Consider the following 1,135-nt stretch of genomic DNA (forward strand, 5'->3'; position numbering starts at 1 on the left):
GGGCGGGGGCGTGCTGCACGCCCCCGCCCTGCGCGCGGGGCTGGCCTGCGCGCTCAGCGCCGTGCTCGCCGCCGCCGCCGGGCTGGGCCACACCTACTGGGCCGCCGTGGCCGCCGCGGCCGCCCTGCAGTCCTCCTCGGCGGGCGCCACCGCCCAGCGCGCCGTGCAGCGCGCCGCCGGCACCCTCGCCGGCCTGCTGCTGGCCGTGCTGCTCGTGCCGCTGGCCGGTGCGCACGCGGCGCTGTGGGCCCTCACCGTGGCCTGCACGCTCCTGGTCGAGCTGTGCATGCCCCGCAACCTCGCCCTGGGCACCGTGCCCGTGACCGCCCTGTCGCTGCTGCTGACCCGCCTGGGCGGCGGCGGCGCCACCCTCGCCGGCCTGGCCGGCGACCGCCTGCTGGACACCCTGCTGGGCGTGTCCACCGGCGTCCTCGCCGCCCTGGCCGTGCGCAACCGGCACGCCGGGGCGCACCTGGAGCGGGCCCTGGGCGCCGTGGGGCGCTCCGCCGCCGGCGCCGACCCGGCCGCGCTGCGCCGCGACCTGGCCGTCCTGCGCGACGCCCACGACGTCCTGGCCGACGACTCCTGGGGGGAGCGCGCCGAGGCGGCGCGGGCGGCCTCGGCGCGCGTGGAGCGGGCCGAGGCCGCCGGCTACCGCCGCCTGGGTGAGCTGCTCGGCGCGCGCGGCTGAGCGCGCGCTCGCGGGGAACCCGGCGGGCCCGCCGACCGTAGGATCCTGGTGTGAACTCCCTCGTCGGCACCGTCCAGTACGGCGTGCTCCTCGTGATCGCCATCGCGGCGTTCGCCTTCGCCGCCTTCGCGCTGGTCGACGCGCTGCGCCGCCAGGGCGCGGCGTTCACGGCGGCGGGCAAGCGCACCAAGACCTTCTGGGTGGCGATCCTCGCCGTCGCCACGGCGATCGGCTTCGTCTCCCTGCCGCCCATCTCCGCCGCCGGCGTGCCCGGGCTGCTGGGCATCCTCTCCGTCGTGGCGGCCGCCGTGTACGTGGCGGACGTGCGCCCGGCCGTGCGCCAGTTCGGCGGGCGCCGCGGCCCGCGCCGCGACGACCGCCACCAGGGCCCCTACGGCCCCTGGTGACCGGCGCCGGGCCCCGCGCCCGGTGCCGGTCACCAGG

2 protein-coding genes are annotated in these 1,135 nt (G+C 80.3%); both read left to right on the forward strand.

Translation table 11 applies throughout. The features are described from left to right. Positions 1-691: FUSC family protein (locus GTR00_RS21410; protein WP_205706370.1), on the forward strand; the 691-nt coding region annotated here is incomplete at its 5' end. Positions 692-741: 50 nt separating this feature from the next. Continuing rightward, positions 742-1,098: a DUF2516 family protein gene (locus GTR00_RS21415; RefSeq protein ID WP_166613518.1), complete on the forward strand. Its 357-nt coding sequence runs from the start codon at positions 742-744 to the stop codon at positions 1,096-1,098. Positions 1,099-1,135: the final 37 nt, after the last annotated feature.

Origin of the sequence: Kineococcus indalonis, assembly GCF_009906395.1 — a bacterium.
Taxonomy (GTDB): Bacteria; Actinomycetota; Actinomycetes; order Actinomycetales; family Kineococcaceae; genus Kineococcus; species Kineococcus indalonis.